The organism is Clostridia bacterium, from assembly GCA_016887505.1.
Lineage (GTDB): Bacteria > Bacillota > TC1 > TC1 > UBA5767 > UBA5767.
This window is the reverse complement of record CP069393.1, coordinates 280199-306476: the sequence shown is the minus strand read 5'-3', so window position 1 is coordinate 306476 and position 26278 is coordinate 280199. Positions and strand designations below refer to the sequence as shown.

Sequence of the window (26278 nt, the reverse complement as noted above, 5' to 3'; positions counted from 1 at the left end):
CACCTACCAACTTCCTAACAAACTGGTAGGTGGAAATGCAGGTATCCTTTATGCCATTTGGTTTATGAAGAAATCATTTCTCTTTTCATTAAGGCTAAATACCTTCTTAGGAAGGATCCCAGGCCAAACCGACATAGTGTACAGTAATATTCGTACTCTTAGCTGCCACTTCAATTGGTTCCAATTCTTCCTGCGTCAAATCATACTGGGCTGTAATTTTTTCCACTTGCTCTTCTAATTCCAATTCTAAAGCGCCCAATTGTTGTTCTACGGATTCTAGTGTCTCCTTGGCCTGTTCAATGCTAGAAGAGCTCTTAAATGCTCGGCTAGTACTCTTCACCGCTGTCCCCATCTTGGAAATGGAGGTTGCGCTGAATGTTTTTCTACCAAACAGTGCACCGAGTATGGCTGTTCCAGCAGATACTGCCGCCTCCATCTTCTTTTGAGAAGACTGGGTGCTATGTCGTTCCAATGCCTGCCGTGCTCTTCTTTCGCGGTCTGTTAAGGTATTCATCTTTGACGTGTATTTCTTTTTCAGCTTTTCAATATCTTGGTCACGTTTTTCATGAGCCAAATGCTGCAGGCGAATCCGAAACTCTCGTTCCGATTCATCTACTTCAGATAATACCTTCAAACTGGGGCTTCTCATTAGTTGTAACTTATGTTCAGTTCTAATATTCTGCTTAAGCAGTTTTTCCCATTTCACATAATTTTTAGCATTTGCTGCCGCTTCAGGATAGCTGTGAAAGAGTGTTTCTTTTTCAGGTTCACCTAGTAAATCTCTAACATCTATCTCCAATTGTGTGGCTTCCTCCCAGTCAAGGGGGATGGGTCCTTCACAAAGCGAAGCCTGTAAGGTGATTTTTCGTTCTACTTCAACCTTATTCTTAACATGGCTATATAACACCTCCGCGACACCAAGCACAGTGGGTCTGTATACGCTTGCCCCTTCTTTATTTGGTTTGGGAATAAACAGCTGTTTAATCTGCGGTGACAAGATTGGTGCTAGGTTACTTGCCTTGGTCAAGTCAGTAGATGGTTCTTCGGCCATTTCTATTACCGGGCGGACTTCATCTGTGGTAGCTGCAGGTTGTCTTTTAGCAGAAGGTAGCATTCTTATCTGGTCTCCAGTTAAGGGACCAGCTAGATATGACATGACCCATCTAGTATTAAAAATAACAGGTTCATTTTCGTGTACACTATGCAGGTAGAACTTTCTTTTACCTAGACCTGCCAGAATTTGTTCCGTTTGTTTGCGGTCAAATTCGCCTCCAGCTGCTGCACCTTCAAGACCGGCCAGAACCCGTTCCTTATCTCGTTCAGTCTGCAACCTTCCAATAAACCAGGTACCTGCATTGGACAATGCTTTGTAGTCTAAATCAACAGGGTTCTGTGTAGATAAAACTAATCCTAGTCCATAGGCTCTTGCCTGTTTAAGCAAGGTCAAAAAAGGTGTCTTGGATGGTGGATTCTTGGTAGGCGGTAGATAACCAAATATTTCATCCATATACAGTATTGCTCTCAGGCTTCCTGTTCCTGGTTGTGAACGTACCCAAGATAGGATTTCGTTCAACAGCATGGTAACGAAAAACATCCGTTCTCCATCTGAAAGATGGGCTATGGAGAATACCGAAACCCTAGATTTTCCTGAATCATCATATAGAAACTTGTTTACATCCAAAGCATCACCCTCCATCCAAGCTTCAAAGCTAGGGGATGCTAGTAGATTGTTTAGTTGCATAGCCAAACTGAAACGGTCTTTTGATGGATAAAAGTTTTCCAAATCCATTACGCCAATCTTAGCTATCGGAGGATTCTGGATTAAACCAATCAATTCGGCTAGACCCAAGTTTTCTCCTTTATTCCAAGTCTCTTCGAATAAATTCGCCAGCAAAATATGCTCTCTGCTTGTAAAAGGGTCTCCGTCTATACCAATCAGTGAGAGGATGCTGGTCGTCGTAATTTGGATCTTATCACGAAAGGCATCCTTATCATCGCGGACAGATTTTGGCGGTGCATTAAAGGATTTCAGAACAGATACACCCACACCAGCTGAACCACCGGGGGTATATACTTTCACATCCGCAGCATTCTTAAATTTCTCTATCCTAGCACCATCCTGCCCCCATTTTGCCAGGCCTTCTTTCCAAAGCTTGGCTTGACCTGCGGCATATTCATCGGCACTCATGCCCTTGTTGGACGCATCCTGCAGATTAATCCAGGGTTTAAAGTCTTTCGCTTCAAGTTTCGGAAATGTTAAGGCCAAATTGCCAAGGTCTCCCTTGGGGTCAATGGCAATGACCGGGATATTATCTAGTGCCGCTTCTTCTATCATGCTGACACCAAGCCCTGTCTTTCCACTGCCAGTCATACCGATAATCACGGCATGTGTAGTTAGATCTTTGGTCTTGTAAAGGACCATGTCATCCTGAAGTTGATCGTTTCTTAGATCAAACTCTTTGCCTAGATAGAATACACCGAGCTTCTCATAATCCTGCATAGCGGTCTCCTTTGATTTCCTAATTCATATCTTAATAGAATTATGTTCTTTCTGTTATTTTACCATATTTTTCTGTCTTTACGGGTATCTTGAAAGCAAACATCGTCAATCTTCTCCCATACTTTAAATCAATTTCCTCTCATTTTGACAAGGTATACTCTTTCAAAATATAATTGTAGAAGCCCATACTGAATGTGGACATATACTTTGGAAACTAAATATTGAAAAGAGGTAGAACCATGGCCCTAATAGCCAATAAGAGGATCTTCACAACTGGTGAATTCTACCATGTCGTATGTGAAGCCGTAGGTGGCATGAAAGATATGCGTCAAGCCAAAAGAAAAGGTCTAATAGATCATGAACTGCAAAACCATATCATGTTGGTAGTAACTGAGGTGAATGGCTGTGCACTATGCTCTTATGTTCATACAAAGGATGCTCTAGAAATGGGCATGTCAGAAGAAGATATTCAAGCCATCCTCTCCGGCAGCATCAATCACCTAGACCCAAAAGAATCTGTGGCTTTGTTTTTTGCTCAACATTATGCTGAAACGAAAGGCCAGTATTCTAGTGCAGCATGGAAAAGAGTCGTCGATACCTATGGCCTTGAAAAAGCAAAGGGCATTTTGGGAGTAACCAAGGTTATTATGATGGGCAACGCACAAGGGATTGCTTTTGGAACACTAAAAAACCGACTTAAGGGTAAGCCGGATAAAAAAAGCAGTCTCTGCAAAGAATTGGGTGTTATTTTCTCCACTATTATATTTCTTCCAGTAGCATTGTTAAAAACTGCTTTCAAAAAACAACAGAATTAATTTCTAGATACTCATACTACTCCATTGGTCATTTTGTACAATATCCCAAAGCACATCCACAACGTCGGCGTCATATTTTGTACCAGCTTGTTTCTTTATTGTATCTAGTGCTTCTTGTGCTTCCATGCTAGCTTTATAGGGTCTATATGAAGTCATGTTGTCGTAGGCTTCTGCTACGGCTATGATACAGGCCTCCTTGGGTATCTGTCCTGCCTTCAATGCCCTAGGAAAACCGCTCCCATCGAGTCTTTCGTGATGCATATAAACAATATCTGCAATATCAGAAAAAATTATACTATTGCTAAGTATCCTAAACCCTCGTTTGCTGTGAGACTTAAGCAAACTTTCATCTTCTTTGGTAAGTGCTCCTCTTTTATTTAAGATTTCACTACTAACTGCGATTTTCCCAATATCGTGCAGCATGCCTGCTTGCTTTAATCTTGTCACATTCATCTGCTGATCCTGCATTTTCAAGCCAATTAGTTCACTTAGCCTGCCAACTCGTCTAGCATGTAGCATCTCGAAACTACTCTTTTCAAAAAAAGCAGCCATCATGGTATTTAGAAAAATATCGCCATAATCTATTATCTGCTTTTCACGAATAAAAAAGGATTTATCCTCCTCACCTGCAGTAGACTCTGTCAGAGTCGTGACAATATAGTCATCCTTAATACGAAACGCGCTGACCCTGAACCACTTTCCCCGTGTTTCCGAATATAGCTTGGTTTCTACCTTTTGCGCATAATAATGTGTTGCGATATGGGTTTCACGACAGCTCCCGTTATTTTTTTCTACTCCACCAAGGATAAATGAACTATCTAGCCCAATTGCTTCATCATGGCTAATCCCGGTTATTTCTTCAAATTCTTGATTGGTTTCAATAATCTCATACTGAAAGTCATCATCTTGTCCATCATCAATACGTTGGTGGCAAGCATAGCCAACTGAGATATTGTCCAACACCTGAAAATATGTACTATTATCCATTATTCTTCGATTGCCCCCTATATTGTCCTTTACTAAATTCAAAATATCAATTAACTCAATATTGTTTTGCCCCACAAAAAAAGAGTTTTCTGATCACCAGAAAACTCCAACGTATTACATACCTACTTGTCCTCGGCGACCCGGCGACCATAGCGAAAGCATTAGGCCCGTGGTTTTGCGTCCCTAGCTTTCGCTAGGTTTGCCTTTTCTATTTTTATTCTTTTTTATCCATTGGTAAAAATGACCAACTTTTATCTACAATTTCTTCTTAGGCTAATCCTTTACTGGTTTACTAGGTGAATTCTCTACTACAGGTCTGGCATCCTTCGCTACCGATTTCAAAAATACAAAACACAAGACCCACAATCAGCAAAATAAATCTATAAAGAGCTTTTTCCAATTCAACTATACTGTTGCGATATAGAATTATACCACAACTAGGCTGGTAATGTATATCTTAATTTTTTAGGCCCACAAATATACCCCTACTATCTCATTTTGTGGTTTGGCAATATCCTTGAAACACTCAAGATCATATTAATTCTGATGAATTGCTAGGTATTCTGAAAGGAAAAGGTAAGATTCGCAAATATCCGTTTTTTCCTGTCTCAAACTAACTGCAAATAGCCACTTTATCATTTTTAGTTTGAATTGCTTGTCCTCGTTCATCTTTAATAGCAAGAGGGAGAATCTCTTTTTTTCAGCTGCCGTTGCCCCATCTTCCAATGATGACCAGACAGATAAGATTGCCTGTTGTAACTGTTTTGATTGGATTGGTTTCGAAAGAGCGTCTTCAACAAAATCGTAAAATTCCAACATGTTTAAATCGGAATTGGCAACTAGTTTTCGGTTGATTGCATCATATACTCCCTTCGAACGGCTCATCACTAAGAATCGATAACGATGCCATTCCTGTAAGAGCTTGTCCCTACTCGCATCATGCATAAGTAGATTGATGCACTTGATTGCAGAAATCTCCTTATCCTTTACTTCCAACATGATATCGATATCCGGTGAGTTCAAAGAATGGTAGAAGTCCAGAAATTCTCGGTGCTGAATCGTTCTGCTATGGGCGCCACGTCTTTTGCTACCATCTTGTTGAGAATAATGGATTTTTTGTATACCATCCATTTCCTGCCAAGTTTGACAAAACAGGTCAATCCAATTCACTATGGATTTCTTTTCAGACGGTAGATTAAGGTTATGGTGCAGGATGTCAAAGATACATGGATTTCCAGTTTTCATTCCTATATTCAATACATCACGCACTGAATATATTTTTTCATCATTTTCTATGACCAAACGCTTCTTAGCACTACTATCCAAATACTTCACATTATTTATAAATCTATCTTGTGCTAGAGACTTGTCACCATATGCACCACCAATATGTAGAATAATTTTATGGGTATAGTCTAAACCAAGCGCATTCAAGAATTCCGCATGATAGTGAATATCTGCGATTGCCCTTGATACTACCTCTTGGTGAGGCGAATTAAGGACCGTATATTGCCCCGGATGCATTGACACCCTTAGTCCAGCCTTCTTGATTTTTAATCCAATCTTTGTCAGCTGTTCTGCATACTTGAATTGCCAATCTATCCCATTAATTGGGTGCGTCGCGAAGGGAATCACGTCTGAACTAATCCTAAAAAGACTGATTTGATTCTTAATATTAAAATCAATCATTTTATCAAGAACCGCTACATTCCCAACCATAATTTCATTCAGCCGCTCTTTTGAAGCATTACTTAGTCGACATGTTGAAAATCGTAGATCCGGTCTACTAGTGATAATACACGCATAGCCAATACTCATTCCATCCAGTCCTTTCTACCACAAAAACAGCCCAAGGGCACGCGACATGAAATATAATTCTAGGTTACCTTAGCTTGCACTACTCCAGTATATATCAGTAGCAAAAACTCTGCCCCCCAAAAAATAAAAAAACTGGATTCCTATATATAGAAATCCAGTTTGGAGCTTCGCAGGAAATTCGAACTCCCAAACAGCTGATTACGAATCTACTATTGCTAGCTTTATGTTTTCCGAGCATTTTGAACTACTTTGATTCTAGACTGACCAACGGGATTCGTAAAGGCATGAACAGCATTGTCCAAACGGCAAGATACCGAAATAGCGTGAAGCCGAAATTAATGGCCAAAGCAATGTGAAAAATGAATAATGGTGGCCAATATTACCAAGCAAAGGGTACTATATGTTTACAAGCAATCTTTGCATCAGAACCACTATACTAGTTCAGCTTATTATTCCAATTTAGGAGATCAAGATTTTTGCCAACCAATTGGTGAAAATTTGCGGTCCTCCAGTAGCTGTAATCCCCCCCACCATGAGGCCTGTAAAAATAATCAGTATAAAAATAACACTTATAGCAACCGGCCATTTCTTCTTGGTAGCAAAGCTTATCTTTTTAGAACCCACAAAAATGATTATGAATATATTACAGATGCAAGAAGCCATCCAACGCGGATAATCTATACCAATGAAGACTAAGCTTAGTGGCATAAGTAAAAGAAGTAACACCAATATATTTATAAGTTTTTGAAGCATGTCCTCGCTCTTAGACCACACACTCCTTATAAAAAAGACAAACCCCATTATAAAAGTAGGTAACAAGGCTATCAATGCAGAAATGTAGCGTTTCACATTATACGGATTGCTAGCAAGGGCCGTGGTAAATCCTTGGTTATCATTTATAGTGCGAAAATGAATCAATACCGCATCTTTAACAATATCAAAATCTGAAAAATTTCTCAGATAAGCCACCATCTCTTGCACCTTTTCAGGGCTATAGGGTAGCCTCGCTTTCGTAAGCATAAAAAAAGCTAGTAGAGTAGCAGGAAGGCCTATAGCCATATATCTTAAAATTAATTGTATACAATCCCTAACACTTCTAATGTCTCCCTTTTCATTAAGAAGATGATAAGCAAATAATAGGCTACCTATTAACACCAATAGTACTTCATGTATAAGCACCAATACACACAAGAGAAATGCTAATATGAAACCTCTACTCTTCTTAGGGAGTCTTTGATACAAAAGTAGATAGATAAGGGCCAGAACATATCCTATCTGATCTAAGCGCCCCTTATCTACAGCCAAAAAGGCCATCGTAGCTGGGGAGGTCAAAAATACCAAAGTCATAAGTAGACTAGTAAAAGTCTTTTGTTTACAAAAGTACCTGTAAACTAGAATAAGGAAACAAAGAAACACTGAAAAAAGCACTACATTCCCTATGGCTTCTATAACCCCATATTTTCCATACAAATGAGGGGCTATATAATCTAGTATGCTACCGACAAAGGCTCTAGATAAAAGTCCCTTCTTTATTGAAAATATATAATGAGTAGCCATCCATTTGCTTACATTTCCAATATTCTTAGTAGTGATATATAGTATTAATGCCACGTATAGGTATAAGGCATAAAAATTATTATGGTTATTCTTGAGATGCCTATTTATCATCGCCACCTCACTAGAAGAACCATTTTGCAATCTTTAAAGCTCCTTGCTTCCATGGTACTCTATGAGAAACACCTTGCTTATTTTCATAGTCCTGATAATTTTCTAAATACCATTTATAATTATCTAAGAGAGCCTGCTTATTGGAGTAGTTAGGCTGCCATCCCAATTGATTCTGTAATTTTTCGATAGAAACAAAAGAATCCTTAGCTGCTGTTTCGTATATCCATTTATATAAAGGTGAAAGTTTTAACACCTCTAAAATTCTAAGTAAAATTATTGCAGGAGTTGCTGGAATGGGGATTATCTTTTTACCAAAACCTGCTGCATCTAGAACAGCTTGATAATCTTCCTTCATAGTAGTAAACTCCTTAGCCCCAGCATTAAAGGTGTCATTGGCTAATTTCGCTTCCTGCGTTAGCATAAGATAAACCGCCTCGGCCAAATCACGCACATCCATAAACTGATACTTATTTTTACCGTTTCCTAAAATGGGGAAATTCTTAGCATCCTTGGCCCACTCATAAAACATGGCAAAAACGCCTAATCTTTCAGGCCCTACAAATGATTTAGGCCTTACCACTGGCACAATTAGACCCTTTTCTCTATAGCTTACAGCCAAATTTTCTGCCTTTACTTTCGCTTCTCCATAGTTGCCTACGCCATATTTTTCATCGCTTTCGTATAGAGGATGATGATCCGGTATCCCATACACTGCCGTTGTAGAAGTATGAACAAAACGCTCAACCTTTTGCGCAAGTGCTTCTTCTAAAAGGTTTCTAGTACCGTCAACCTCGGTAGTGAAAATTTCTTGCTTAGAGTATAGCGGAAGGGCAGCTGCGCAGTGCACTACAAAATTTACGTTCGCCATCGCCTCTTTAACCTTGGCTTTATCCCTGATATCGCCTTTTATAAAATCTACAAAGTCTTTTTCCGGATAATCAAAATCCGCGATGTCTATTACCCGAATATCAGTATAGCCTTTTTTACGGAGCACCCTTATAAGATTGATGCCCATAAACCCGGATCCACCGGTAATTAAAATCTTTTTATCCATTTGCATTCCTCTCTAGCCTCTTATTTCCATATATTTTCTTGCATTCCATAGACCTATCATACCAATTATAACCCCTAGCCATAGTGTTGAAAACCTCGTAACAAGAGTAGTCGCTGCGCTCATCTCCTTGGAAACACCTAGCAGCATTAAGATCGCCACTATGCTACCTTCAGCCACCCCTAAACCTCCTGGAAGAGTAGAGACTGCTCCCACCACAGAAGAAAAAGCTACTACGAATATTGACCCCAATATACTTATTTCTCCACCCAAAGCGCGTAGGCTAAAAAAGACCACTAGCCCTTCAAAACCCCAAGATATGACCCCAATCCCTATAGCAAAAAACAAACTCTTAGGGGCAAATAGTTTCTTAGAACTTTCCTTAAAGCGATCCAACCACGTGAAATATTTGCGCGTAAAGTCAAACCTAAAAAACAAATCTTTCACTATTAAATATGGTTTATCAAAATAAAGAAAAGAAAGCCCTACAGTCATAACTAGCAAAGTCAGGATTAGCACTAAAAAGCCATACGAATAAGTAAGTGTTCCAACTGAGGCCAAAATAATCATGGCTATGCCATCGGTAGCTCTTTCCGCTACAATAATCGGCGAACTCCTAGCAATAGGAATATTTGATTCCTCTTTTAATAAGTATGACTTAAACAACTCCCCTATTTTACCAGGTGTAATCGTCATGGCAAGTCCACTAATAAAGATATTACGACTAACCTTTTTATCAATATGTATGTCTAGGCAGTTCAAATAGTAGTTCCACTTCGCATAGCGCAAAGCATAGTTCAAAGGTGCTAATATAAATATGATCGGCAAATAGGCAATATTGATATTATGCAACACCTTACTGACCGCTTTAAAATCTGCAAAAAAAAGTAGTGAGAACACTACTAATAACCCCAATACAAAACCCATAAAGACAAGCTTTCTATATTTTTTAAAAGATATTTGCATAATGACTCCTAGATGAAATAAAAGCAGGCAATCGTAGCAACTCCCCATAACAAAATAGTAATAAGAAGTGGTTTATCGGTAACTAGCAATTCTTCAGGACTACCACCTTGTTTTTTTTGATGTACTAAGTAAAGATAACGAAAAATACCATAAATAACTAAGGGCATAGTTAGAACCATCATTTTGGGCTTACCAGAATTCATGGTATACAAGGCGTAGACCACTATCGTTCCTGTAGTGACGATAGAAATGAGCTGATCTAAATAATTTATAGAATAATCCTTCAGTACCTTTCTATGCAATGTAGCCGTATTCTCTAAAAGTACTAGTTCATGTCTTCTTTTGCATAAAGCCAAGAAAAGTGCTAGTAAAAGAGTACATAAGACAAGCCAAGGTGAAATAGAAACCCCAATAATAACTGCACCTGCCACAGCTCTGAGCACGAAGCCTAGCGCTATTACTAATACATCTAATATAACAATTTTTTTCAGATATAAGGAATAAAATACCATCAAAATAAAATAGAGAATCGTAATTAGAAAAAATTGCATATCCATAAAATAGGCCATACTCAAAGAACCTAGAAGTAATGCGAATGCCCAAACCGTGGCTACTTCTTTAGGCAATCTTCCTGAAGCTAAGGGTCTAAGTTTCTTTTTGGGATGTCTTTTATCTTCCTCAATATCCCTTAAATCATTAATTATATAAGTTACACCTGAAACGATTGAGAATATCAAAAATCCATATACAGCTTTAAAAAGATTCTCGGGGACAAAAAGAGTACTAGAAAAAATTAACCCCGCAAATATGAGAAGATTTTTAGTCCACTGCTTAGGCCTCAGAGACTCAATTAGTCCATACGTTGCCTTCACCCTATCAGTATTTTCCTTTTGCAAACCGAGCATTATTATCTCCTTTATCAGATTAGATTATACCACAAACTACAAGAAGGATTCTAAGCCCCTTCTTTCAGCGAGGCGACTAGTTAGTCTCATTATTTCTGCAAATTATTTACCCTATCATTAATTGTATGATACCCTGCATATTAAGTGCTTCTGTGTATACTACAAAAAAAGGCTGGAGCCCTTACAGAATAAGGATTCCAGCTTGGAGCTTCGCAGGAGATTTGAACTCCCGACCTGCTGATTACGAAACAGCTGCTCTGCCACTGAGCTAACGAAGCTTACCCTATACATATTACGGAATACAAATCATTTGTCAAGACAATCCGTAATATTTTCGTGATTTCATCACAAGGTTACTCCTTAGCTTCTTCCTGTTTTTTAATGGCCATGTATCCGGATATGATGTCACTGATATCTTCTGTGATTTGGCTTTGGCGTTCCCGCCTATAGTGGAACTCTAATTCTTCAAGACGTTCTTGAATGTTTTTCTCAGCTGACTGCATTGAAGCCAAGCGACTGGCATTTTCCGTAACCAATGAATAGCAAAAGGTGCGGTATAGACTGATAAAAAATATTTGCTGAATTAAATCAGATAGCATTTCTTCCTTGTCCATAAATACATCTGGTAGCGATTTGGAATTCCAATCTGCAGGTTTTCTGGTCATTTTAGCTAAATCTAAAGGAAAAAGTATCTCTTTTACTTCTTTCATAGAAATCTTGCCGACCGGTTTATTATAATATAAAATGATGCGGCCAATAGGACGCTGCTTTCTGAAGTCGTCAATGCTCAGCAACACCCTCTGCACAATCGGTGTGATACCTTCCTCCGTCTGGGGTACATTAAAAAACGTTCCAACTTTTCTTTTGTGTTGAATTCGAGTTAAAATCTGATAGCCAATGACAATCAATTTGTCATCTTCACCAGCAGGAATCTGCGGTAATGAAAAATCCACAATTCTCTCATTAAAGCGACCGGATAGTCCAAAGTCTGACCCGAATACTACATGGATAGTCTGCCCTTCTTGTTCAGCAAGATAAGGAAAGGGGCTTTCTTGGTAAAGTAGCATATACAGGGAGTCTCTTAGCACTTCCCCATAGGCGTTCGAAGCATCTGAAGCATTCTGAAAATGTAGAATATTGCTTGAAGCATAGGCCTTCATCGTACTAACGATAGATTCTAAACTAGTCGCTGAATGAATACTTTGCTGAATGTGTTTTAGACTTTGCATCTATTCCACCAACTCCTTTTTAAGAATCTCCTCCACTTGTTTTATGAATGCTTCCTTCACCTCATCTTCTAATGGTTTACTTCCTTTCATGGCCTTTTGTAATTCGTCATCCTCGCGTACCAGTTGGCGGATAATCTCTTCTGCCTTTTCTATATCGTCCAAAGCAACCGGATCAAGAGCACCAGACACCACTGCCAAAAGAAGGCCCATTTGCTCGGTCACTTCTATGGGCTCATACTGCACTTGTGAAAGAACCCGCCTAATGCGTTGACCCTTATCTAAAATTTTTCGAGTTTCCTCATCCAACCTCGAGCCAAAGCTTGAAAAGCGCTCTAACTCTTCAAATTGAGAATAGGTTAACTTTAATGCACTCGTAATCGCACGATAAGCCGGCAGCTGCGTTTTACCACCCACTCTAGAAACACTAGTCCCAATGCTAACAGCTGGGAGGTTGCCTTTCTGGTATAACTTTGGAGAAAGATAAATCTGGCCATCGGTGATGGAAATCAAGTTTGTAGGAATGTAGGCAGAAAGATTCTCCGCCTGTGTCTCGATAATTGGTAAGGCCGTAATTGAGCCTCCGCCGAACTCATGCGTTAAGTGAGTCGCCCTTTCCAATAATCTGGAATGAATATAGAAAATATCACCCGGATATGCCTCACGACCGGGTGGGCGCTCTAATAGCAAGGATAGTTCTCGATATGCTCTGGCGTGGCGTGTCAGGTCATCATAGACAATTAGTACATTTTTCCCCTTTCTCATGAAATATTCTCCAATAGAAGTAGCAGCATAAGGGGCAATAAAAGAAATGCCAGGCGGTTCCTCGGAACCAGCCACCATAATGATGCTGTATGCAAGTGCTCCATGTTCCCTCAGCGTTCGAACAATTTGGGTGATAGAACTGGTGCGTTTCCCTACGGCACAATAGATACAGATAACATCGGTATCCTTTTGGTTGATGATGGTATCAATAGCAATGGCTGTCTTTCCAGTCTGGCGGTCACCAAGAATCAGTTCGCGCTGGCCTCTGCCGATAGGCACCACGGAATCAATAACCTTGATTCCAGTTTGCAAGGGTTCGTAAACCGGCGCCCTATGCATAATAGGTACAGCTTCTTGCTCTATGGGGAGACGTTCTTTTTCCTCAATAGGTCTTCTCTGATCATCGATTACCTCACCTAGGGGATTGATAACCCGCCCCAGCAAATCTTCCGATACCGGAATATCTGCCACCCGGTATGTTCTACGCACCTGGTCTCCTGCTTGAATATGGTCATAGTTTCCAAGCAAAATAACACCGATTACTTCGGGATCAAGATTGAATACCATGCCCATCGTATTGCGAGGGAATTCAATAAGTTCTTGATTTTTAACGGAATATAGTCCCAATACCAAGGCAATGCCCTTGTCTACAGATAATACTGTCCCGCTTTCCTCGATAGAAGGATCTCTAGGAAGAATTCGTATGGTCTCTTGTACTGCTTCGTCCAATTTGCTCAGCTGTTCCCAAAGCATGTTTACACCTCTTCAATAACGTGTCTTAGGTTCTTTTCCGACTCTTCCAAGTACTTGCCTAGATGGCTGCTAATGGTAACTGTCTCGAATTGTAACTCATAGCCCAATACAAAATCTTCTTTTACCACATACTCCACCGTTTGCAAATCTTTAACTCTACCGGCTAATACTGCCTGAAACTGTTCTTTTTCTTCCATCTTTAGGGGATAGGCACTGCGCAGAGTGATGGTACGCCCCTTCGTATTTTTATCGTTAAAGATTTTTTCATCCATCTGGATTAGCTTATGCAGAAAGTCTTCGAAGAAAATACGCTGTAATTCGACTCCCGCAACGCTCTTCAGAATATGCTCAGAAAGCATCACCGCATTACTACTAAGAGTTCTACGTAGTTTGGTCAAAAACTGTTCTCGTTCCTCTGTCACTTCATCCAAAAAAGCTTGCCGTTTAACCTTTGCTTCTGCCTGGTACTCTAAAAGCAATTCTTCCCGCCGTTCTTCAGCAAGCAACTTAGCGTCTAACATCAATTCTTCTTCTTTTTCAGCCAACTCCTTCTTCTTTTGAAGATAAGTCCGGATTAGTTCATTGGCTTGCTCCATTTTTTCTTGCGCTTCTGCTTGCACCAGATTGATTCGTTCCTGCCTATCTTTCATTGCTTGAAGTACCGGCTTGTAGAAAAACTTTTTAAGCAACCAAATCAATACTAGAAAATTAACCATTTGAGCTACAATTTCAAACCAGTCTATGGCCATAACGCTACCCTATAACCAAATTCCAGAAGGGATTGGCAAATAGCAGAATCATGGCTATTACAAAGCAATAAATTGCAGTTGACTCAATCATGGCCAAACCCACGAATAAGGTTCTAGATATTGTATTGGCCTCATCAGGCTGCTGCGCAATTGAGCGCAAGGCCTGGGCTACTGCGTTCCCTTCCCCCAAGGCTGGTGCTACAGAACCAATTGCCATAGTAAACCCCGCTGTAATAATGGATGTCATGCCTATCAATCCAATAGAATCCATAGTATTCCTCCTCATTTAGTTGAATCTATTTCGCTTTTTTCTCCTTGTGCTGAATCACGGATGATATATACACAATGGCCAAGATCGCAAAAATATACGCCTGAATCACTCCCGTCAACAATCCCAACAGTTGGATAACAACGGGGAAGATAAGTGGAATCACCCCCAACAATATGGCGATGATGATTGTAGAACTCATCACATTTCCATAAAGACGAATCGCCAATGAAAGCGTCCTTGAAAATTCACTGATAATATTAAATGGCAACATAATCGGACTCGGTTTCGCATATTGCTTTAAATAATCTAAAATACCCTTACTAGAAATTCCAAAAAAGGGCACAGCGAAAAACACACAAAGCGCTAGTGCAATCGTCGTATTCAAAGAACCTGTCGGCGCAATGAATCCTGGTATGACAGAAAATACATTTGCGCTAAAGATAAACAAAAAGAGGGTTGCCACAAAGGGAAGAAAGGGCTCTGGATCTTGTTGCGCAATTTCTCTAATCTGACTTTTACTTACTTCCATTATGGCTTCCAAGAGATGCTGCGACGGTCTAAGTTCTGCTTTCTTACGCAGGTTTCTTGTCGATATCGCACAGAACAAGGTCAAGACCAGCATCGTAATCCAAGTGAATACCAGTGTCGCTGTAATATGGACAAAACCTATTTCAAAATAGACAATACTGCTGGGATCAATGCTCATGACTCACCCCCTACTATTCTTTTGCACAATTTCACTTTTTTGCCACCGGACAATCACGATCCGCATACTGACCACACCGAGCAGTGCCAACAGCATAACGATTGCTCCGTGAAAGCTAAGCAGATAAAATCCACTTAATACGATTAGCATGCGTAACGTAGTGGTAATAAATATGAATACTGCCGGATGCTTATAGTTTGTCATTTTTCTAACACTCACGTAGAGTCCTAGAAAGAAGATGGCTCCCATTAGCAAACCGCCCACAAAGCCTGCAAGATACATATCAATCCTCCCTGCTCTTTTCTTTGATCCAATGCCAGGCATTTAAACAGCCAATGACAATACCCACAAAAAGGAGTGTCAGTGTCCAAGAAATTCCTGCCTGAAAACGCTTGTCTAAAAATACACCCAGCGCAATACCAGCTATGGTGGGTATGGTTATCGACCAACCAATAATCCCAAATAGTCCCAGTCCAAAAAGGACTTCACTGCCTTCATTTTTCGACTTTATTTTCTTTTGGGCCTGGGCATCAATAATCTCGCAGAGCTTTTCTTCCGGGCTCTTGTTTTCCTTCTTTTTTTTCTCCTCGTCCATTCTCACACCTATTTTTCCAATTCAACAAAACGTTTCAAAACATCCACTTCTAACTTGACCAAAACTTCTCTTGCCATTCTTTCCATTTCATCAATCTTCCGAAAATTGCTTTGCAAGTTCTTCTCCAGTTTCTGCAATGATTCTCCTTCTACGGCCTGTAAGCAGGCTACCTGCACAGAATCACCACGTTTCACCAAGAATCCCTCATTGATAGCGAAGTAACGTTCATGTTGCTCTTGAAAAACCGTCAGGATGCCTGCCCTCAGGCTCCAAGTAGCATCGATATGTCTTGGTAGAATCTGAAAGTATCCATCCCTACCAGGCGCGCTCACCTTATCTGCATCTACATCCAACAAGGTTTGATTTGGTTTTATTAGTTTGATTCTCATCTTTGTTTCATCCTTAGTGATTTTTTATCGTCCGCCTCGTCTATGCTGCCGATCATATAGAGATCACTTTCTTCATAGTCGCTATATTCATCATTTAAAATTCGTTCACAACCGGTAAGTGTTTCCTCTAGTTCCACCATCTTTCCATTCAATCCGGTAAACTGTTCCGTGGTAAAAAATGGTTGCGTTAAAAAGCGCTCTATCCGCCTAGCTCTATAAACAATGTTCCTATTTTCATCACTTAGCTCTTCCACCCCGAGCATGGCTATAATATCCTTTAATTCCTCGTAGGTTGCTAGGGTTCTCCTTATGGCTTTGGCAATTTCATAGTGCCTTATACCGAGCACAGCCTTAGAAAGCATCTTAGAGCTAGATTCCAAAGGGTCAATGGCTGGATAGAGTCCCTCGCTGGCTCTCTTTCTAGAAAGCACTACAGAAGCGGACAGGTGGGAAAAGGTATGGGTAGCCGATGGATCTGTGAAGTCATCTGCTGGAACGTAGACCGCTTGAATAGAGGTAATTGAACCAGTTGCAGTGCTACTGATTCTCTCCTGCAGTTCTGATAATTCTGTGGCCAAGGTCGGCTGATAACCCACTCTTGATGGCATCTTACCCATCAAGCCGGAAACTTCAGAACCGGCTTGGATGAATCTGAATATATTATCGATTAAAAGCAGTACATCCTTTTTCTCATGGTCTCGAAAGTATTCCGCCATGCTTAAGGCGGCATGGCCTACCCTAAATCTAGCACCTGGTGGTTCATTCATCTGTGCGAATATGAGCGTTGTCTTATCGAGAACGCCTGCCTCTCGAATTTCACGGTACAGTTCTTCTGCTTCTCTAGATCTTTCACCAATACCACAAAATATACTATATCCCTTGGTGCGGCTGGATGTATTGTTTATTAGTTCAGTAATCAACACAGTCTTACCGACCCCGGCCCCTCCAAGTAAACCAATCTTTTCCCCCTTGGGAAAGGGAATCAACAAATCAATCACTTTTATTCCGGTAAGAAATATTTCATCCGAAACACTACGTCTAGAGAAAGAAGCCGCTTTTTGGTGTATGGAGCGCTTTTGCGTTCCCTCTGGGCTTTGTTCACCATCCAGTCTGTCTCCGAAAAGATTGTACATCTTTCCTAATGTCTCCACGCCAACAGGGATGTGTAAGCTTTCTCCCGTATCTAAAATTGCATCCCCCCTGGCCAGGCCAGCTGTATAGGTCATTGCCATGGCCCTCACGGTCTGAGCATCTACAAAGGAGCTTACTTCCAAAATTATTTCATTGTTGCTTCCCGAAACAAGTTTATTGTTTATATGAGGCAGTTTTTTAGAAAATACCGCCTCAATTACGCTACCCCGTATGCTTTTAACGACACCGATATTGGCTCTAGGCATAAAATTTACCTCCTACTATCTATATTAGTCCTTTCGTGATAGTTCAGCTTTTTCCTGCAAAGAAGCTTTTAAGTATCGAATTTGACCTTTTACACATACAGTAAAAACAGGCAGTCATCTGACTGCCTGTCGTTGCAATGATTTCATTTTTAAATTTACGAAACTATTCAATAACCATCTGCCAATATGTGCTCCTACTAGATTTCAAATCCCAGATACCGTTTAACCAGAAATCCTATGGCAAAGGAAATCAAGGCTACCCCAATGCTGATCGAAGCCATTTCTAAAAAGCGGCTCCCAAATCTTTCATCTTTTACCACACTTACATAGTAGTTAAACAGGGCAATGATACCGATACCTAACAGTAAGGTAACGGCCATAGCAAGCAGATAGCTTTCGCATAAGAAGAAGGGTAGGACCAGAATCAAAACGGTTGCTACGTAGGCAAGCCCTGTATAGATTGCTGATTTTTTGGCATCAATCTCTACATTGTTTTCAGCACGTGTAGACAAGTATTCTGAGGCTGCCATGGAAAAGGATGCCGATATACCAGTAATAAAGCCCATCAGCGCAATCGTTCGAGCATTCTGTATAGAGAGCGTAAAACCAGCTAAAGCACCTGTTAATTCTACCAAAGCATCATTTAAGCCCAGAACTACTGAGCTCATATACTTCAAGCGCTCCTCATCTATCATGCCAATCAGTGTTTGTTCATGCTCTTCCTCATCCTCAATTACCTGATTCATGCTAGGAACTTCATCGACGAGTGCCTCATATTGCTCCCGATTTGCTTCGACTCTTTCCAACATTTTAAGCCCGAAAGTAAGTCCAAACACTTTGCTTAATAGAAGCGTTATCCAAACCGTTAGCCAATGAGCAGACACCTCTTGCCCGGTATAGCTACGAAATAGCTGGTAGTGAGATTGTTCTTCACCTGCTATTTCCATTAGTACCGCTTTATTGGCATTGTGTTTTTCTCGCTCAGCCAACCTTTTATATACCACAAAGCCCGTCATTTCTCCTTGTTGTAATTTTAGCAACGCTTTTATCGATTCTTTTGTCATCTTAACTCCTATCTGCCTCTTATATTGATATAAAATATATAAGATCATCGTCTTCTACCTACGTTTTTTCAGCAATCGAAGCAAGCAATATACACCTCTTTATTAGCTATAAAATGCTGCTGTCATACTTCACGCTACTATTTTAACATGAAGTTAAGCTCAAAAAATGAAAATCTCGATTTCCCATCGCATTTTACCGAAATCTAATTTAGTAATTTGCTTAGACGCTTTCATGCTATAATATGGCAGTAGAAAGGGAAAATATCATGCAGACAAAAAGAAAATCGCTACGTCTTATTAGACGTTTTGCAAAATATTACAAAAACCATAAAATCCTATTGGCACTAGACGTATCCTGTGCCATTATCATTTCGGGCATCAACTTAACTGTTCCCTACTTGTCCCGCTATATGCTGAACGACCTCTTACAGGAAAAAACCTTTCGGTTATTCTTCATTTTCGCCCTAATCCTTTTGGGAATCTATGTCATTAAGGTCTTGTTTCAATACATCGTGGACTATTATGGACATATTTTGGGTGTCCGTCTTGAATACGACATGCGTCATGATTTATTTTTACATCTGCAAAAGATGCCATTCAGCTTTTATGACCGTACTCGAACAGGACACTTGATGTCACGCTTGGTGAATGATTTAAACGATGTATCGGAGATGGCCCACCACCTACCAGAAGACCTCTTAATTTCATTTTTAACCATTACTGGCACCTTCATCATGATGCTTCGAATCGATGTCACACTAGCCCTTATTGTCTATGCTTTTATACCTGTGTTACTCTTTTTTCTGATTAATCAAAGAAAACGCATGAGTAAGAGCTTTCGAGAAGTTCGAAAAAAAATGGCGGACATTAATGCACGTACCGAAAGTGCCATCTCCGGCATACGGGTTTCGCAGTCCTTTGCCAATGAGCAACGAGAAATAGATAAGTTTCGCACAGATAACCTTCGATTCCGCCATTCAAAAGATGTCGCATATAAACACATGTCCGTCTTTTTTGCCGGTATGTTTTTCATTCTAGATTTTTTGAATCTGTTGGTCATCGCTGTTGGAGGCTATCTTATATACATTGGACAACTAAATTATCCAGATGTAATTGCCTTCACACTCTATGTGGCTACTTTTCAGACTCCGATGCGAAAAATTGCCAACTTAACGCAGATGTTTGAGTCTGGTATCGCTGGATTCGAGCGATTTGCAGACATCATGGCGGAAGAACCTGAGATTAGCGATTTACCGAATGCCAAAGAACTAACTTCTGTCCAAGGTGAAATCGTTTTTCACAATGTGACCTTCTCCTACCAAAAGGATAAGACCATTATTGAAAACCTAAATCTTACGATTGAAGCAAATAAAACGCTAGCCTTGGTCGGTCCATCCGGTGGCGGAAAAACTACCCTGTGTAATCTCATTCCTAGGTTCTATGAGCCTAGCATAGGAAGCATAACCTTAGATGGCGTGAATATACAAGAATACACCCTGAAAAGCTTGCGTAAAAATATTGGCCTGGTGTCCCAGGATGTCTTCTTATTCGCAGGAACCATCCGGGAAAATATTCTGTATGGTTCGGAAAATGCCAGTGAAGAAGATATGATTCAGGCTGCTCAAAATGCAGAAATCCATGAATACATTGAGAGCTTGCCTGCCAAGTACGATACCTATGTTGGAGAAAGGGGCATTCGGCTTTCCGGAGGACAAAAACAGCGAATATCTATCGCACGGATTTTCATGAAGAATCCCCGTATTCTTCTGTTGGATGAAGCAACTTCTGCTCTAGACAATGAAACCGAAACCAAGATTCAAAAGGCATTGCAGCGCCTATCTCATGGGCGGACCACCTTAATCATCGCCCACAGGCTCAGCACCATAAAAAATGCTGACAAGATTGTTGTAATTAACGATGAAGGAATCATGGAAAGCGGTACCCATACGCAACTAATTGAAAAAGGCGGACAATACGCCCGTTTGTATTACGCTCAAGATAAAGGATATATCCCAGATTCCCTGACCTAGTTTTTTAAAAGCATACCAATCATATAAAAAGGAACTTCTCAAAAGAGAAGTTCCTTTTTTACTGTCATATCTTTTGTTCCTGAATTATCCTAAAAACAGATCCAGGTCTTCATCTACTGTACCCATCGGAGCAATACCAAAATTCTCAACCAACACATCTACAACGTTGGGTGAAAGGAAAGCCGGCAAGGTTGGTCCCAAATGAATATTCTTTACACCGAGTGAAAGTAGGGCTAATAGTACTGTTACCGCCTTTTGCTCATACCAAGCAATGTTGTAGACGATAGGAAGATCATTAATGTCGTCTAGTTCAAAGATTTCTTGTAACTTCATGGCAATGGCCACTAAAGAATAACTATCGTTACATTGTCCAGCATCCAATACTCTCGGAATGCCCCCAATATCTCCCAAATCCAATTTATTGTAGCGATACTTAGCACAGCCAGCGGTCAGAATAACCGTGTCCTTCGGCAACTTTTCAGCAAATTCCGTATAGTAGTTACGAGATTTCTGACGTCCATCACAACCGGCCATCACAAAGAATTTCTTAATAGCGCCACTTTTCACGGCTTCAACTACTGTATCTGCCAAGGCAAAGACTTGCTCATGTGCAAAGCCACCTACAATGGAGCCGTTCTCAATGGCTACCGGGGCTGGCAATTTCTTAGCATGCTCAATAATTTGGCTAAAATCTTTATTCCCATTTTCATCCGGTAAAATATGGACTGAACCAGGATAACCACTCGCACCTGTCGTATAAATTTTCGACACGTTTTCCGCTTTGGGTGGTACTATGCAGTTTGTAGTAAAGAGAATCGGTCCATTAAAGCTCTCAAATTCTTCTTTTTGTTTCCACCAAGCGTTTCCGTAGTTTCCTACAAAGTTATCATATTTCTTAAAGGCTGGATAATAATGTCCAGGTAACATCTCACCATGGGTATACACATCAACACCAGTTCCTTGGGTTTGGTCGAGCAGTTGCTCCAAGTCCTTTAAATCATGACCTGAAATCAAGATGGCCGGATTGTTTCTCGTGCCAATATTTACTTCAGTAATCTCCGGATTACCGTAGGCACCAGTATTGGCTGCATCCAACAAGCTCATGGCTGTCACAGCATATTCTCCGGTCTTTAAAGTAAGAGCCACTAATTCATCTACCGTGTGTTCTTCGGTCGTAGCAGCCATCGCTTCCAACATGAAATGTTGCAAATCACGATCTACCTTGCCTAGATTAATGGCATGCTCTACATAAGCCGCAATACCTTTAAGTCCATAAACAACCAATTCACGCAAGGAGCGTACATCTTCATTTTGGGTAGCCAATACTCCGACTTCATTGGCAGAAGCCTTTGCATCTAATGCAGCTCTTCCCTTTGCTTGCCAGGTATACAGATCTCCAGCTGGTATTTCAAGACCGGCTGCAACTAGTTCATCCTTTAATGCATCTCTGAGTTTCAGTCCTTCTTCAATCTTATCTGCAATTGCTGCTTCATCAAAGTTAGCATTTGTAATCGTCATGAACAAGGCACGAATCGTAAAATCCTCTGCTATTAGACGATTTGAATCGGAAACTTCTTTAAGTGCCAATCCAGCAATCCCCTTTATTGTATAAATCAAAAGGTCCTGTAAGGCAGAAACAGTATCTGTCTTTCCACATACCCCACGTGTAGTACAACCTGTTCCTTTTGCCGCTTCTTGGCATTGATAGCAAAACATACTCATAATCTTATCCTCCATGTATCATTATTTGAAAATCTATATTGAATCCGACTTATTCCGCCGGAAGGGTCAACGTTTCCCCTTGTCTTAATTGTTTTCTAAGATCACCAAGAAATTGATCAATTTCTTCCAATCTTCCTAAAATAGCTTTTTCCTGTTCATTTGTCTCCGTCACAGACTGAATACCACCATGACGAATCTGAATTCTTTTATCTGCCATTAGAGCCAAGCTAGGATCATGGGTAGCAATTAGTACAATTTTTTCCTCACCTACTAGTAACTCCATGGCTTTTTTGCGGTCAATACCCGCATTTTCAATTTCATCGATTAAGATAATCGGCGATTGACTAAGGATGGCTGTATCTGCAATCATCAGGGCTCTAGATTGGCCACCAGATAAATTGGTGATAGCCGTGCCTGCTAGAAACGGCTCGCCAGAAAGTTCATTGGCCTTTTCAATAATCCGATCAACTACTTCACTCGCCTCTGCTTGCCTACTCTTTGCATGCAAGGTGATAAACTCTTCCACTGTAACATCCATCACAAAGTTCATATTCTGTGACAATTGAGCCACCAAACGCTTATTTAGCGAGAAACGATGGTCATCCGACCGAGTTTCTCCATCTACTAGTACAACACGTCCAGTAGGTGTATCTCCATTGGCAGCCCATTCAATATCTGCTAGAAGCCGACTTTTTCCTGAGCCGGTTGGGCCTACAATCGCAACAATTTCTCCCTTTTGAATCGTGAGTGGCAAAAATTTCTCAGGATTACCAGATTTATCTTTACCTGGCAAGATACTGATGGAACTGATTCCATTTTCTTCCTCACCCAAAAAGGAAAGCATATTCTGAATATATGAAGTGAGTTCTTGAAAAAATTGTTCCGGATTAAATGCGAATTCTTCTTGGTATTCTTCATCAAAGGACGAGAGTATTTCTCCTAGGGTTCGCACTTCCTTGCCAGATATATCAAATCCCTTATCTTCCAAATAAGTAGCTACAAAGGGATATTTATCAATTAAAGCTGGTATCGCGGTAGCCTTAATGTCTTCGCTTCTCATATTTCATCCCCCCAGTCGATCTTTCGTACATTACCCAATTGGTATTCCTCTCCAATCCTCTTTTCTCCTAAACAATAGGAACAAAGTGCAGAGGGCATTGGATATCTTAGTTCAAGTCCACGTACGGTTGTCAGATTTTCACTTTCTTTATATAGCAAGCCGCTTAGTTCATAAGCACCTTGTCCATTCAAGCCATTTACATGCAAAATAATTGCCTTTGAATTGGCCATTTGAACCTTGGAGGCAAATACTTCGCGTTCCGCTTGGGACACGATATCGCCCTTTGTTATGACCACAATATCCGCTGATTTCAGCATGGGTCCAATCTTCTTTGGTGTATTGATTCCACTCAAATTATCGATTACACAAACGCTGCTTACATTTTTCAGATAGGGTGAGCACCGGTTGCAAAGTCCAGCACTCTCGGTAATCAAAACGTCCAAGGAACGCGCTAAACCCCATTGCACAACTTCCTCTATGTTGCTCACAAAGTAGTGGTCCGGACATAATGAGCCAGACAAACCCGTCTTCACTGGTACGCCTGCTTTTTCATACAGCTTATCATCATCTGTATACAAGCAATCAAATTTAACGACCCCGACTTGAAGACCTTTTTCCTTAAATGCTTCGATGGTTTTTAAAATAACAGAGGTCTTTCCACAAGAGGGAGGTCCAGAAATACTAATTAGATTCATGCTTCATTCCTTTCTGGATTATTGAAAACTTCTTCACAGTGCCTTATCAGCTTTCCAATATCTCTCGATTCGATATAGTCCCATCCCAACCAAAGGTAAGGATGATTATCTCCCAACTGGTTATCTAGATTTGGATGTACGCTCGGGAATTTCCCCTTGTAACTGAGTATTTCAGCTACTTCCAAAGAGCAAAAATAATCAACTAAGGGTTGCAATTCTTGTTGTTTGGACCTTTTAGACAACATAAAGATAGGAGATATAATAGCGCCATCCCTGGGCCATATTGCCTGCATGGGGCTTCCTGGTACAATCATCTTTGTAAAGAAATAGGGCATGATGGTTACCAAAGGACTCTCATCTTTCGTCCGATGGGATTTGACCATTTCTGCTGGGTGCATGCTCCGCAGCATACTTCGTGAAAGTTTCCTTACGCCTTCCTCACCATAAAGCTTATGGATATTTAAGAGGATTGCATTAAACAAGTCAAAATCTCCGACCGGCAAACTAACCCGGCCTTGGTAGGCTGGTTCCAATAATTCTTCCCAAGATGTCGGTACTGCAAGGTCACCTAGTTCCTCTTTGTTAATTAAGAAAATAGCCGGTACAACCCCAATCAAGGCATATTGACCACGAGGGTCACGAAGTGTCATATCCTTGTTTTCAAACTCCTGGTTATAGGTTTTCCAAGGACTGATGTCCTTAAATACGCCAGCATCTCGGTGATGGCCAAACAAAGCGCGATCAAAGAATAAATCAAATCCTGCCGAAAGAAATAAATCCGGAATATCCTCAGCGGTCTCTTTCTTAACGGAATCCAACATCCAATCTACGCCCATGGAGGCCGCTTTTAGATTGACTACCGTTTTCTTCTTCAATTCAACCTTATCGTCTAAAAAACGCTCTATTCCTTCCATCATCGGAATTCTTACCGGGCAAGGAAGCACCCCGGTTACCTGCAAACGATCCGCATCATCTAAACTTTCCGATTTCTGGATCATCGCTTCCAACGCCCTTGCAAGGCTTTCCTGTGCTATATTCTTGGTTTTCAATGCATTTTCTAAAGTAATGCTCTTTCCTAGCGTGTTGAGCATTTTTTCATCTGCCAACCCAGCTAAACCCATTTGTATTAATAATTGATTTGCACCAGGATATGTAGCACAAAAGTCATACACTGTCTGATTCCAATTAATCTGTATACTCATACTATCTTCCTTTCAAGTCTTAACGTTATGTCCCCATTATAGTGATAACGTATGCCTGAATCAGTAACCTAGGTTACCAAAACAAAAGCTCTTCTTTTTTTTTGGAAGAGCTTTTCGCGTGTCTGTTAATTTATCTATCTATTTAAGCACTAAATTTTCCCTTTTTAATTAAATAAATTTCGAGTAATATTAGACCAACTATGCAAGCCACAGTAGCTACTACTATGCTCGGATACATCCCAGCATATCCATCAACGGATAAATGCTTTCTAACTATTCCCGCATAAGCCCACATAATCACTAGTCCATATACTCCATCTTGAAATCTCAGCATGGTGGCTCCACTAATTAGCAGGCCTACCAAAAGCACTGCGATGGTCCAAACTATTGGAGAGATTCCAAATCCATCCCACGCTAGGTATACCAAGGCTGTAGTTATACTTGCAATGGTTGCTATGCTAATCCACGCAAGATAAATGCTGAACGGTAAACGGATAAATAACTTTTCTCGTCCGCGTAATGTCATTTTTTCTATACTTAAACGCGCCAAAATTAAACTAAGCAGTAAGAATAGCATCACAATTGTACTCAAAATGAATAGGCCATAGTGCCAAGATAAAATCCAACAGGCATTTAGAAAAGAAGAAATACAAAAATATCGAGCAAGCTGGTTCAGTTCCTTTAGCTTGCTTCTTCTATCATCCTCATGGATAACAAAGTTATAGACTACATAACCAAAAAGAAGTAAATAGATTAGTCCCCAAATACTAAAGGTAACTGGGTCCGGAACAAACAGGTTTGGCAATTCCGCCGATACTTGTCCCGTATTCACACCATTAATTGGTAATAGATTTGCTAAAACATTGACCCCTACCATTACCAAAAAGAATATGGCCACAATGATATTTTGTTGAATATTTTTAATCATCGCTCTCCTCCTGTCC

24 protein-coding genes, 1 tRNA gene and 1 riboswitch are annotated in these 26278 nt (G+C 40.4%); of the genes, 2 read left to right on the top strand and 23 right to left on the bottom strand.

The annotated features are described in order from the left end of the window. Nucleotides 1–106 precede the first annotated feature (106 nt). Nucleotides 107–2500 (bottom strand): DUF87 domain-containing protein, encoded by a 2394-nt coding sequence (locus JR334_01360; protein QRN85909.1) that lies wholly within the window; start codon nt 2498–2500, stop codon nt 107–109. Nucleotides 2501–2739: 239 nt separating this feature from the next. Between JR334_01360 and JR334_01355 the strand changes: the two genes are divergently transcribed. Then, nucleotides 2740–3315, top strand: a complete 576-nt coding sequence (locus JR334_01355; GenBank protein ID QRN85908.1) for a carboxymuconolactone decarboxylase family protein — start codon at nt 2740–2742, stop codon at nt 3313–3315. 3 nt (nt 3316–3318) lie between these two features. Here the strand turns inward: JR334_01355 and JR334_01350 are convergent, their stop codons facing one another. From JR334_01350 to JR334_01270, 17 genes are all read right to left on the bottom strand, one after another. After that, a complete protein-coding gene (locus JR334_01350) occupies nt 3319–4302 on the bottom strand; it encodes an HD domain-containing protein (protein ID QRN85907.1) in 984 nt (327 codons plus the stop codon). A gap of 131 nt (nt 4303–4433) precedes the next feature. Then, a riboswitch (cyclic di-GMP riboswitch) is annotated at nt 4434–4516 on the bottom strand. 323 nt (nt 4517–4839) lie between these two features. Further along, nucleotides 4840–6120: a UV DNA damage repair endonuclease UvsE gene (uvsE, locus tag JR334_01345; GenBank protein QRN85906.1), complete on the bottom strand. Its 1281-nt coding sequence runs from the start codon at nt 6118–6120 to the stop codon at nt 4840–4842. 459 nt (nt 6121–6579) lie between these two features. Continuing rightward, a complete protein-coding gene (locus JR334_01340) occupies nt 6580–7425 on the bottom strand; it encodes a hypothetical protein (protein ID QRN85905.1) in 846 nt (281 codons plus the stop codon). A gap of 373 nt (nt 7426–7798) precedes the next feature. Beyond that, nucleotides 7799–8842 carry an NAD-dependent epimerase/dehydratase family protein gene (locus JR334_01335; protein QRN85904.1) on the bottom strand — a complete coding sequence of 348 codons (1044 nt, stop codon included), beginning with the start codon at nt 8840–8842 and terminating at the stop codon, nt 7799–7801. Between the two features lie 12 nt (nt 8843–8854). Next, a complete protein-coding gene (locus tag JR334_01330; protein ID QRN85903.1) occupies nt 8855–9805 on the bottom strand; it encodes a flippase-like domain-containing protein in 951 nt (316 codons plus the stop codon). Between the two features lie 8 nt (nt 9806–9813). After that, nucleotides 9814–10710 (bottom strand): decaprenyl-phosphate phosphoribosyltransferase, encoded by an 897-nt coding sequence (locus JR334_01325; protein QRN85902.1) that lies wholly within the window; start codon nt 10708–10710, stop codon nt 9814–9816. A 203-nt stretch (nt 10711–10913) separates the two neighbouring features. Next, nucleotides 10914–10988, bottom strand: a tRNA-Thr gene (locus JR334_01320). Between the two features lie 75 nt (nt 10989–11063). Continuing rightward, complete coding sequence (locus tag JR334_01315) at nt 11064–11939, bottom strand: F0F1 ATP synthase subunit gamma (GenBank protein ID QRN85901.1); 876 nt, start codon at nt 11937–11939, stop codon at nt 11064–11066. Beyond that, on the bottom strand, nt 11940–13454 hold the full coding sequence (locus tag JR334_01310; GenBank protein QRN85900.1) for a F0F1 ATP synthase subunit alpha: 1515 nt from the start codon (nt 13452–13454) through the stop codon (nt 11940–11942). It abuts the gene before it with no gap. A gap of 2 nt (nt 13455–13456) precedes the next feature. After that, nucleotides 13457–14203 (bottom strand): hypothetical protein, encoded by a 747-nt coding sequence (locus tag JR334_01305; GenBank protein ID QRN85899.1) that lies wholly within the window; start codon nt 14201–14203, stop codon nt 13457–13459. 4 nt (nt 14204–14207) lie between these two features. Further along, the gene (locus JR334_01300; GenBank protein ID QRN85898.1) at nt 14208–14474 is read right to left on the bottom strand and encodes a F0F1 ATP synthase subunit C; all 267 of its coding nucleotides are present in this window, start codon (nt 14472–14474) and stop codon (nt 14208–14210) included. Nucleotides 14475–14499: 25 nt separating this feature from the next. Further along, nucleotides 14500–15180 carry a F0F1 ATP synthase subunit A gene (locus tag JR334_01295; protein QRN85897.1) on the bottom strand — a complete coding sequence of 227 codons (681 nt, stop codon included), beginning with the start codon at nt 15178–15180 and terminating at the stop codon, nt 14500–14502. A 3-nt stretch (nt 15181–15183) separates the two neighbouring features. Continuing rightward, entirely contained in the window at nt 15184–15462 is a 279-nt protein-coding gene (locus JR334_01290; GenBank protein ID QRN85896.1) for an ATP synthase subunit I, read from the bottom strand. Nucleotide 15463: 1 nt separating this feature from the next. After that, nucleotides 15464–15775, bottom strand: a complete 312-nt coding sequence (locus JR334_01285) for an AtpZ/AtpI family protein (protein ID QRN85895.1) — start codon at nt 15773–15775, stop codon at nt 15464–15466. Nucleotides 15776–15783: 8 nt separating this feature from the next. Next, the gene (locus JR334_01280; protein QRN85894.1) at nt 15784–16164 is read right to left on the bottom strand and encodes a F0F1 ATP synthase subunit epsilon; all 381 of its coding nucleotides are present in this window, start codon (nt 16162–16164) and stop codon (nt 15784–15786) included. Further along, entirely contained in the window at nt 16161–17561 is a 1401-nt protein-coding gene (locus JR334_01275; protein QRN85893.1) for a F0F1 ATP synthase subunit beta, read from the bottom strand. Before JR334_01275 ends, JR334_01280 begins: the two co-directional genes overlap by 4 nt. 197 nt (nt 17562–17758) lie before the next feature. Next, complete coding sequence (locus JR334_01270; GenBank protein QRN85892.1) at nt 17759–18673, bottom strand: VIT1/CCC1 transporter family protein; 915 nt, start codon at nt 18671–18673, stop codon at nt 17759–17761. Between the two features lie 218 nt (nt 18674–18891). On the opposite strand from JR334_01270, the gene JR334_01265 reads away from it, so the two are divergent. After that, entirely contained in the window at nt 18892–20655 is a 1764-nt protein-coding gene (locus JR334_01265) for an ABC transporter ATP-binding protein (GenBank protein ID QRN85891.1), read from the top strand. A gap of 84 nt (nt 20656–20739) precedes the next feature. Here JR334_01265 and hcp read toward each other — a convergent pair whose 3' ends face one another. The 5 genes from hcp to JR334_01240 all read right to left on the bottom strand — a co-directional run bounded on the left by hcp (nt 20740) and on the right by JR334_01240 (nt 26262). Further along, nucleotides 20740–22377 carry a hydroxylamine reductase gene (hcp, locus tag JR334_01260; protein QRN86827.1) on the bottom strand — a complete coding sequence of 546 codons (1638 nt, stop codon included), beginning with the start codon at nt 22375–22377 and terminating at the stop codon, nt 20740–20742. 49 nt (nt 22378–22426) lie between these two features. Next, complete coding sequence (locus JR334_01255; protein ID QRN85890.1) at nt 22427–23437, bottom strand: ABC transporter ATP-binding protein; 1011 nt, start codon at nt 23435–23437, stop codon at nt 22427–22429. Beyond that, on the bottom strand, nt 23434–24132 hold the full coding sequence (locus tag JR334_01250; protein QRN85889.1) for a hypothetical protein: 699 nt from the start codon (nt 24130–24132) through the stop codon (nt 23434–23436). Before JR334_01250 ends, JR334_01255 begins: the two co-directional genes overlap by 4 nt. Then, on the bottom strand, nt 24129–25334 hold the full coding sequence (locus tag JR334_01245; GenBank protein ID QRN85888.1) for an ABC transporter substrate-binding protein: 1206 nt from the start codon (nt 25332–25334) through the stop codon (nt 24129–24131). Before JR334_01245 ends, JR334_01250 begins: the two co-directional genes overlap by 4 nt. Before the next feature lie 142 nt (nt 25335–25476). Beyond that, nucleotides 25477–26262: a tryptophan-rich sensory protein gene (locus JR334_01240; GenBank protein ID QRN85887.1), complete on the bottom strand. Its 786-nt coding sequence runs from the start codon at nt 26260–26262 to the stop codon at nt 25477–25479. Nucleotides 26263–26278 lie beyond the last annotated feature (16 nt).

Excerpts from the sequence above, each read along its gene's own strand:
- JR334_01360 (QRN85909.1), bottom strand. The coding sequence starts at position 2,500 with ATGCAGGATTATGAGAAGCTCGGTGTATTCTATCTAGGCAAAGAGTTT.
- JR334_01355 (QRN85908.1), top strand. The coding sequence starts at position 2,740 with ATGGCCCTAATAGCCAATAAGAGGATCTTCACAACTGGTGAATTCTAC.
- JR334_01350 (QRN85907.1), bottom strand. The coding sequence starts at position 4,302 with ATGGATAATAGTACATATTTTCAGGTGTTGGACAATATCTCAGTTGGC.
- uvsE (QRN85906.1), bottom strand. The coding sequence starts at position 6,120 with ATGAGTATTGGCTATGCGTGTATTATCACTAGTAGACCGGATCTACGA.
- JR334_01335 (QRN85904.1), bottom strand. The coding sequence starts at position 8,842 with ATGGATAAAAAGATTTTAATTACCGGTGGATCCGGGTTTATGGGCATC.
- JR334_01330 (QRN85903.1), bottom strand. The coding sequence starts at position 9,805 with ATGCAAATATCTTTTAAAAAATATAGAAAGCTTGTCTTTATGGGTTTT.
- JR334_01325 (QRN85902.1), bottom strand. The coding sequence starts at position 10,710 with ATGCTCGGTTTGCAAAAGGAAAATACTGATAGGGTGAAGGCAACGTAT.
- JR334_01315 (QRN85901.1), bottom strand. The coding sequence starts at position 11,939 with ATGCAAAGTCTAAAACACATTCAGCAAAGTATTCATTCAGCGACTAGT.
- JR334_01310 (QRN85900.1), bottom strand. The coding sequence starts at position 13,454 with ATGCTTTGGGAACAGCTGAGCAAATTGGACGAAGCAGTACAAGAGACC.
- JR334_01305 (QRN85899.1), bottom strand. The coding sequence starts at position 14,203 with ATGGCCATAGACTGGTTTGAAATTGTAGCTCAAATGGTTAATTTTCTA.
- JR334_01300 (QRN85898.1), bottom strand. The coding sequence starts at position 14,474 with ATGGATTCTATTGGATTGATAGGCATGACATCCATTATTACAGCGGGG.
- JR334_01295 (QRN85897.1), bottom strand. The coding sequence starts at position 15,180 with ATGAGCATTGATCCCAGCAGTATTGTCTATTTTGAAATAGGTTTTGTC.
- JR334_01290 (QRN85896.1), bottom strand. The coding sequence starts at position 15,462 with ATGTATCTTGCAGGCTTTGTGGGCGGTTTGCTAATGGGAGCCATCTTC.
- JR334_01285 (QRN85895.1), bottom strand. The coding sequence starts at position 15,775 with ATGGACGAGGAGAAAAAAAAGAAGGAAAACAAGAGCCCGGAAGAAAAG.
- JR334_01280 (QRN85894.1), bottom strand. The coding sequence starts at position 16,164 with ATGAGAATCAAACTAATAAAACCAAATCAAACCTTGTTGGATGTAGAT.
- JR334_01275 (QRN85893.1), bottom strand. The coding sequence starts at position 17,561 with ATGCCTAGAGCCAATATCGGTGTCGTTAAAAGCATACGGGGTAGCGTA.
- JR334_01270 (QRN85892.1), bottom strand. The coding sequence starts at position 18,673 with ATGATCTTATATATTTTATATCAATATAAGAGGCAGATAGGAGTTAAG.
- JR334_01265 (QRN85891.1), top strand. The coding sequence starts at position 18,892 with ATGCAGACAAAAAGAAAATCGCTACGTCTTATTAGACGTTTTGCAAAA.
- hcp (QRN86827.1), bottom strand. The coding sequence starts at position 22,377 with ATGAGTATGTTTTGCTATCAATGCCAAGAAGCGGCAAAAGGAACAGGT.
- JR334_01255 (QRN85890.1), bottom strand. The coding sequence starts at position 23,437 with ATGAGAAGCGAAGACATTAAGGCTACCGCGATACCAGCTTTAATTGAT.
- JR334_01250 (QRN85889.1), bottom strand. The coding sequence starts at position 24,132 with ATGAATCTAATTAGTATTTCTGGACCTCCCTCTTGTGGAAAGACCTCT.
- JR334_01245 (QRN85888.1), bottom strand. The coding sequence starts at position 25,334 with ATGAGTATACAGATTAATTGGAATCAGACAGTGTATGACTTTTGTGCT.
- JR334_01240 (QRN85887.1), bottom strand. The coding sequence starts at position 26,262 with ATGATTAAAAATATTCAACAAAATATCATTGTGGCCATATTCTTTTTG.